General features: G+C 43.5%; 7 protein-coding genes. 6 read left to right on the forward strand and 1 reads right to left on the reverse strand.

What is annotated here, in order from left to right:
* The first annotated feature begins 139 nt into the window (after positions 1 to 139).
* Positions 140 to 1426: a phosphopyruvate hydratase gene (gene eno, locus OSCI_RS00795; protein WP_007352928.1), complete on the forward strand. Its 1287-nt coding sequence runs from the start codon at positions 140 to 142 to the stop codon at positions 1424 to 1426.
* 516 nt (positions 1427 to 1942) lie between these two features.
* On the opposite strand, the gene argC is transcribed toward eno, so the two are convergent.
* Positions 1943 to 3001: an N-acetyl-gamma-glutamyl-phosphate reductase gene (argC, locus tag OSCI_RS00800; protein WP_007352930.1), complete on the reverse strand. Its 1059-nt coding sequence runs from the start codon at positions 2999 to 3001 to the stop codon at positions 1943 to 1945.
* 575 nt (positions 3002 to 3576) lie between these two features.
* Here argC and OSCI_RS00805 point away from each other — a divergent pair.
* From OSCI_RS00805 to ureG, 5 genes are all read left to right on the forward strand, one after another.
* Complete coding sequence (locus tag OSCI_RS00805) at positions 3577 to 5616, forward strand: mechanosensitive ion channel family protein (RefSeq protein WP_007352932.1); 2040 nt, start codon at positions 3577 to 3579, stop codon at positions 5614 to 5616.
* 245 nt (positions 5617 to 5861) lie between these two features.
* The gene (locus OSCI_RS00810) at positions 5862 to 6245 is read left to right on the forward strand and encodes a DUF2237 family protein (RefSeq protein WP_007352933.1); all 384 of its coding nucleotides are present in this window, start codon (positions 5862 to 5864) and stop codon (positions 6243 to 6245) included.
* Between the two features lie 72 nt (positions 6246 to 6317).
* On the forward strand, positions 6318 to 6755 hold the full coding sequence (ureE, locus tag OSCI_RS00815) for an urease accessory protein UreE (protein ID WP_007352934.1): 438 nt from the start codon (positions 6318 to 6320) through the stop codon (positions 6753 to 6755).
* Between the two features lie 76 nt (positions 6756 to 6831).
* The gene (locus OSCI_RS00820; protein ID WP_007352935.1) at positions 6832 to 7527 is read left to right on the forward strand and encodes an urease accessory protein UreF; all 696 of its coding nucleotides are present in this window, start codon (positions 6832 to 6834) and stop codon (positions 7525 to 7527) included.
* A 114-nt stretch (positions 7528 to 7641) separates the two neighbouring features.
* A complete protein-coding gene (ureG, locus tag OSCI_RS00825) occupies positions 7642 to 8238 on the forward strand; it encodes an urease accessory protein UreG (RefSeq protein ID WP_007352936.1) in 597 nt (198 codons plus the stop codon).
* Positions 8239 to 8244 lie beyond the last annotated feature (6 nt).

Raw genomic sequence — 8244 nt, forward strand, 5'->3', positions numbered from 1 at the left:
ACCCACTTGAACAAAACGACCAAATCCGCAAAGATTTTTAACATCGCGCCAACCAGTCCGGGGATCGCATAACCTATTAGCGGTCAAAATTACAGCCAAGAGCCATCAGGCCTCAAATAATCTAGGGAAGCAATTAAATATGCTAGACACAGCGATCGAATCAATTCGGGCAAGAGAAATTCTCGACTCGCGGGGCCGCCCCACTATCGAAGCCGAAGTGTATTTAATCAACGGTGCAGTCGGACTTGCCCAAGTTCCCAGCGGGGCATCTACAGGTAGCTTTGAAGCTCACGAACTGCGGGACGGGGATAAAAAACGCTACAGCGGCAAAGGCGTTCTCAAGGCCGTTCAGAATGTCGAAGAGAAAATAGCGCCTGCTTTGGAGAATGTGGACGCTCTCGATCAATCTTTGGTAGACCGTACCATGATTGACTTAGATGGCTCGCCCAATAAATCAAACCTGGGCGCTAATGCCATCCTCGCAGTCTCTCTGGCAACAGCAAAAGCAGCGGCGGATACTTTGGCACTCCCTCTCTACCGCTATCTGGGTGGCCCCCTAGCAAATTTGCTGCCTGTCCCCCTGATGAATGTTATCAACGGCGGCTCTCACGCTAATAACAATGTGGACATTCAGGAATTTATGATTGTCCCTGTGGGTGCGCCATCTTTCAAGGAAGCTTTGCGCTGGGGTGCAGAGGTATTTGAATCTCTGAGCAAAGTCTTAAAAGATCGGGGATTGCTGACTGGTGTAGGCGATGAGGGGGGTTTTGCTCCTAATCTGGAATCTAATCAAGCAGCTTTGGATTTGTTAATCGCGGCAATTGAAAAAGCTGGCTATAAACCAGGGGAAGAAGTTGCTTTAGCTTTGGATGTAGCTGCTAGCGAGTTTTACAAAGATGGGAAATACACCTATGACGGTAGTGCTCATTCACCAGCGGAGTTGATTGATTATTTGGAGAGCTTGGTTGGGCAATATCCGATTGTTTCCATTGAAGATGCTTTACACGAGGATGACTGGGATAGTTGGGTATTACTGACGCAAAAGTTGGGGGCAAAAACTCAATTGGTGGGTGATGATTTGTTTGTTACCAATCGCACTCGCTTGCAAAAGGGTATCGATTTGAAAGCTAGTAATTCGATTTTGATTAAGCTTAATCAAATCGGTTCTTTAACTGAGACTCTGGAAACTATTGATTTGGCAACTCGCAATAGTTATCGGTCGATTATTAGCCATCGTTCCGGTGAAACTGAGGATACGACTATTGCTGATTTAGCAGTAGCAACTCGTGCGGGTCAAATTAAGACTGGTTCTCTTTGTCGCAGCGAACGGGTGGCTAAATATAATCGCCTGTTGCGGATCGAGGGAGAGTTGGGTGATAGTGCTGTTTATGCTGGTACTATTGGTTTTGGGCCGAAGGTTGTCTAATTGTTAACTGTTAACTGTTAACTGTTAACTGTTAAGTCCTGTATTTGTAGGATGGGTGGAGCATTTCGCTTCACCCATCTTATACAGCAACCGCTTTCGTCGCTTAGGGCAACTCGAACTCTTACCTCTGGTTCATAATCCATTAGGTAGTAAGTTTTTCCCTCTTTCCTAGCTATAACAATTTTCTGTCATTGCGAGCAACGCGAAGCAATCGCTAGGCATTGAGATTGCTTCGCGTTGCTCGCAATGACATCATATTAAAAGCGATGCTAAGTAGGTGGACATAAATAAATGTTGATAGCTTGTAGCTTGTAGGGTGGGCGCTCGCCGAAACCATATTAGCTATCAGTTACAAGATTGAGGCGGCGAGCGCCCACCTTACATTTATTTATGTCACCTAGTTACTGGACTTAATATCAATAGGAATAAGCAAAAAACTGTTTCTTTAAAAACAGTGGATTGACCTAACAACTAACAACTAACAACTAACAACTAATAACTAACAACTAACAACTACTATGGATAAAAACCTAACTGCGGCAGTCCTAAAGTTTCTTCCCATCCCATCATTAAGTTCATGCACTGTACGCCTTGGCCTGCTTGACCTTTGATTAAGTTATCAATTGCTGACATAACGATTACTCTGTCGGTGCGGGTATCTACTTCTACGCCGATGTAGCAGAGATTGGTTCCGCAGGCCCATTTTGTTTGAGGATAAACGCCGCTGGGTAGGATTTTTACCCAAGGAGAATTACGATAGAAGGCGTTAAAAATTGTGAGTAAGTCTTCTCGTACTAATCCAGGATCGCGGAGGGTGGCATAGACGGTAGTGAGAATTCCTCGCACCATTGGTATCAGGTGCGGAGTGAATTGCACTTTAATGTCGTGTCCGGCTAAATCGCTGCAAATTTGTTCGATTTCTGGGGTGTGGCGGTGACGACCAACGGCGTAGGCGGCTAGGGAGTTGTCTGCTTCGGCTAGCAGAAGGTTGATTTCGGCTTTGCGACCGCCACCGGATGTGCCTGATTTGGCATCGACGATCGCGGTTTCGGGGATGATGATGCCTTGTTTGAGTAGGGGTGCGAGGGCTAAAAGGCTGGCGGTGACGTAGCAGCCGGCGCAGCCTACGAGTTGGGCGGTTTTGATGCGATCGCGATAAAGTTCGGGTAAACCGTAGACAGCGGTTGAGGCGATCGCTGCGTCTTGGCGATCGCCTCCGTACCAAGCTTTATATGTTTCTAAGTTGGTAAACCGATAATCTGCTGACAGATCCAAAACTTTGCACCCCTTTTCTAGCAATTTGGGTGCCATCTGGTACGCTAAACCGTTAGGGAGTGAGAGAAATACTACTTGACATTTGGATGCTATTTTGTCCAAGTCTATTCCTTCTACTGTCAAGTCAATCCAGTTGCTCAAGTGCGGATATAAACTAGAAAAAGGTTTACCTGCACTACTTTCGCCGCCTAGATAAACTACTTCGGCTTGTGGGTGATCTGCTAGAAGGCGTACAAGTTGCACACCGCCGTAGCCTGATGCCCCAACTATTCCTACTGGTACTCGCTCTAAATCTCCCATTGTCTTACCCCCAGGCTGTTTGAGTCAAAAATGTTTGTACTTTGGCTGCATTGTACAAGATTGCTGCAATTCTATGCTGTTTAGGATAGGAGTTCCGCACCCAACCTCATAAACTGGGTTTTTTTACGAAAATACGGTTCTTCCGTGTTACTCTAACCAATAAAATAATCGTCGATTCTGTCTCCAAGCTATCCTCTACTATCACACCAGGCAAATTCAGTAATTGTGTCATTAATCTTTTCATTACTTTACTTAAATACTCGTGCATTTCTAATGTTTTAGCATACTAAGTACGGAAGACCCCTATTTTTCAAAATTAGAAGCCTTGAATTTTTCTAAAATCCTTAAAGTCTTAAGAGAAGAAATATACAGCACTTTGCGTGACCAAGAGGTACACTAACAGCAATGAGCAAAGTAACTTTTTACTCTACTATTGTACCTAATCGTCAAGCACAGTGCTGTATTGATTTTTTGTTAGTATTGACAAGGGAAAAATTGCGGTTATAATTTAGCCTAAAGACAACTAAATGACGTAAACTCAAATCAGTAAAAATACTTAATGAGGAATATTTATAATGTTTCGCAGTCGAGTCCATGCTATTTTTTTACTCACTGGAGTAATTGGTGTCTTGGTAATCTGGGGGATACCAGCGCGATCGCAGTTTGAAGAACCTGAAGTTAACCCCATGGCTGAAACTGAGGTGCAGACTGAGAAGGTTGAGCTTGCACCAGAAGGAGATCCCAAAGCAGCAGTTACGGCTAAAGAGCCAGATGTTCCGGTTGATGAATTACAATTGCTAGTCAAACCGCTTTCCCTGGAAGAACTCCTAAACGAAGCCGCAGCTTGGCAACTGTTGCTCAAAGGCAAAGTTGAAGAAATTAGCAATGCTGAAGTTGCCGTCAAACGTCAGAATCGATCCATCAATAAACAGCAAGAAGTCGCAGGTTCCCTAGACGAGGCGAAGAAAGCACTAGAAGAAAGCGACAAAGCCCTAAAGAGCGCTGTCCCCGGATCGCCACAATACCAAGAAGCCGCGAAAAAGGCAGAAGAAGCTAAAGAAAAACTCAAAAAAGCCCAGGAAGGTCTTAAAGAAGCAACTGATGCTAAAAAAGAACTCAAGCAGGATGATACCCTGAACGAAGCTTTGAAAAAAGCTGAGAAAACAGGTGAACAGGAGCAGGCACAAAAAACTCTCGAAGAAGCGAATAAAGAGCGAGAGAAGATAGATGCTAGCTCGCCTGCATACAACGCTCTCACTCAAAAAATTGACGCTCTAGACAAGGCGATCAAAGCTGTGGAAGAGGCAGAAAAAAACCAAAAAGGTTTTGCTCCTGACTCGCCAGAATACAAGCAAGGCACGCAAAAAATAGAAGAGGCTAACACACAACTCAAAAAAGCGCGGGAAGCGATTACTGGAAATACTAGCAGTAGTAGTGGTAGCACAGGCGCAGCCGAGAAATCTGCGGAGAAACTCGATGAAGCCGCAGCAACCATTGAAAATACTAATATCAAGGCGAACGGTGAAACACTAACGGCCAGTTCCCCTGGGCCTGGTAACGGTCAAGGAAACGTTGAGAAAAAAGGGCAGCAGCTTGAAAAAACGGCAGACAACTTGGAAGAAAATGCTAAAAATGAAGCAGAATTGAAGAACAAACTGGTTGTAAACGCTACTAATCTTCAATCAGCACGAACTGCAATTGTAGACCGATTCAACGTGATTTTAGAAGAATTGGATCGCAAAGGTGGTGACAGCAAGTATTACCGCAAATACATTGACGCGATCGCTAAAGCTGAAATTGATGTCAGTGATACTCAAGGTTTAGGAGTGCGGCTTATCAGTTGGCTCAAATCAGATGAAGGTGGTTTGCGCTGGGCAGGTAATTTAGGTAAATTTGTTGGTATCGTCCTGGCTTCTGCAATCGTGTTTCAAATACTAGGCGTGATAGTTAGCAAGCTGCTTAAATTGTCCAATACCTCCAAATTGATGCGCCAATTTATCGTCATTATCATCAAGCGAGGAGGAATTTTTGTTGGCGTGCTTCTAGCTTTGACAGCACTAGAGGTTAGTCTTGCGCCTGTTTTGGCTGTACTTGGGGGCGCAAGTTTTATCTTTGCCTTCGCCTTGCAAAGCAACCTCGGTAACTTTGCCAGTGGGTTAATGCTAATGGTTTACAAACCCTTTGATGTCGGTGATGAAGTTGAATTAGCTGGGGTGTTTGGTACTGTTGACTCCATCAGTCTAGCGAGTACAAGGCTAAAAACTCTAACTGCCGATCTGGTGACTATCCCTAACAATACAGTTTGGGAAGATAAGATTATCAATTACAGCCACGATCGATATCGCAGGATTCAAATCACAATCCGCAGCGACTACAACAACAACATTTCTGAAGTACGGAAGACTCTGGTAGAAGTTGCGAAATCTCATCCCTCGGTACTAGAAAATCCAGAGCCTCCTGTAACTGGGGAAATTGAATTTGAAGAATACTATGTTCAAATCAATTTATGGGTGTGGACGAAAACCGCTGAATTCTGGAAAACTAAATCTGAGCTATTTTCAATGATTCAGGAAAGGTTTGAGAAAGAAAAATTCTCAATCGCTACGCCTCCATAATGATGTGGGACTGATATCTGAATTGAAGGGAGTAAATCCGCTCGGGTGATGACATAAACTAGAAGAGTTATTTTTCCTGCTAGGCGATCGCTCTCGGTTCATGACCAGACTCTATATTTATGACCTTTAATCCGGCGATCGTTTAAGCCATCAAGCTCAATGGCTTGAATGTTAGTATTGGGAGTTAATTAAGCGCGATCGCACCTTTTCATAGGCAAACCAAAAGGAAATCAAAGAAATTAGCAATGATAGATGCTAAAAATGTTCTCGGTTCCCAACTAGAGATTTGCTGCACTTCTCCGCTGACGGGTTTTTACCGCGATGGGCTTTGTCGCACGGGGGGTCAGGATTTTGGGTCGCACGTTGTCTGTGCTCAAGTAACAGTAGAATTTCTGGAGTTTACCAAATCGCGGGGCAATAATCTGAGCACTCCCGTGCCGGCCTTTCAATTTCCGGGTCTTAAACCAGGCGATCGCTGGTGTTTGTGTGTTTCCCGTTGGAGAGAAGCAATGGAAGCTGGTGTTGCTCCCCCGGTTATCCTCTCTGCGACTCATGCTAGAGCTTTGGAGAGTGTTGCTCTCAAGGATTTGGAAAAACACGCCATCAACGAGGAAATCTCAGAGAACTAGCGATCGCCAACTCTTAATCTGGGTTAGGTGTTAAAAATAGGCTGGGTGTGAATTCTTAATAGGAATAGCGAAATGTTAATTTTGACAGAAAAATTACCTGCAAATCCTGATGCGGCTGTTAGTTTTACTTTACCTCTGACAGCTATTGAGCGCACGCGATCGCGCCATCGGTTTGAAATTGATTCCGGGGAAGAGTTGCACCTGCGTTTGCCTAGAGGGACTGTGCTGCGCGATCGCGATCTCCTACAATCTGAAGATGATAGCTGTTTAGTTAGGGTCAGCGCGAAACCGGAACCTGTGATGACTGCGATCGCATCGGATCGGCTATTATTAATGCGAGCGGCTTATCATTTAGGTAATCGTCACATCCCTGTAGAAATTGATCCTCATTATTTACGGCTATCTCCCGATTCAGTTTTGCAGGGAATGCTAGAAAAAATGGGTTTGGAAGTAAAAGCAGAAATTGCACCATTTCAACCAGAAATGGGAGCTTATGGCCATAGCCATTAAATCAGTTTGGTAAGAGAAGGAAGAAGGAAGAAGGAAGAAGGAAGAATAAGAAGGAAAAATCAAAAAGAGGTGGTGCTTGAATTATCAATTTTCTATTCTTAGATTGTTACAATTAGCTACTGTTCCCGTCGGGGCTTATAGTTATTCAGAGGGAATTGAAACTCTGGTTGATTTTGGTAAAATTAATCATGAGAACAGCTTACAAAAATGGTTAGAACATTCGTTGCAATACGGAGCGATACGTTTAGAAGCAGCAGTGATGGTACGCGCTTACAGAGCAACTATTGTAGGGGATTTAGAAGCATTGAGCTATTGGAATGCTTGGGCAACTGCGGCTAAGGAAACAGAAGAATTGCGCTTACAAAGTTGGCAAATGGGGCGATCTCTGGTACGTTTATTACAGGATATCCATTTACCTTTACAGGCAAAGGTACTCCCATCTGTGCAAGAATTAACTGAGGTTTGTGGAAATAATTGCAATTTTGCGATCGCATTTGGTATTGCAGCAGTAAAATTGGAAATAGAAGAAGGAGCGGCTGTACTTGGGTATTTGTACAGTTGGGCGGCAAATTTAGTAAATGCAGGAGTAAAACTCATTCCCCTTGGTCAAACTGTTGGTCAACAATTGCTATTAAACTTGGATTCCCAGATTAATTTTGTCGCCCAAGAAGTTTTAAAATTAGAAGATGATAACCTTAATAGCTGTAGTTGGGGATTGGCATTGGCAAGTATGGCTCACGAAAATCAGTACACTCGTTTGTTTCGTAGTTAAATTAGCAATGACGGAAAAGGGAAGAAGGCATGAGGAGAGTAAGCAAACTAACTAATAACTACAACCAAAAACCAACAACCAACAACCAACAACTAACAACTAACAACTAAAAAAATGAATGCTTTTCGTGTAGGAATTGCTGGCCCAGTTGGCTCTGGAAAAACTGCTTTAGTAGACGCTTTATGTAAAGCTATGCGCCAACATTATAAAATTGCCGTTGTTACTAATGATATTTATACCCAGGAAGATGCACAATTTTTAGTGCGAAGTCAGGCATTAGAAAGCGATCGCATTTTAGGCGTAGAAACTGGCGGTTGTCCTCATACAGCTATTCGAGAAGATGCCTCGATTAACTTAGTTGCGATTGAACAATTAGAACTTAAGTTTAATGACTTAAATTTGGTATTTGTAGAAAGTGGCGGCGATAATTTAGCTGCAACTTTTAGCCCTGAATTAGTGGATTTAACGATTTATGTAATCGATGTTGCTGCTGGGGATAAGATTCCGCGCAAGGGTGGCCCGGGAATTACTAAGTCTGATTTATTGGTGATTAATAAAACGGATTTAGCTCCCTATGTAGGCGCAGATTTGGGAGTGATGGAAAGGGATACTAAAAAAATGCGAGGGGATAAACCTTTTGTGTTTACTAATTTAAAGACGAAAGAAGGGTTAGAGGCGGTAGAAAAATTTATCCAGTTGAATGTTACCTAGAACATT

The sequence above is a fragment of the Kamptonema sp. PCC 6506 genome (genome assembly GCF_000180455.1).
Lineage (GTDB): Bacteria > Cyanobacteriota > Cyanobacteriia > Cyanobacteriales > Microcoleaceae > Kamptonema > Kamptonema formosum.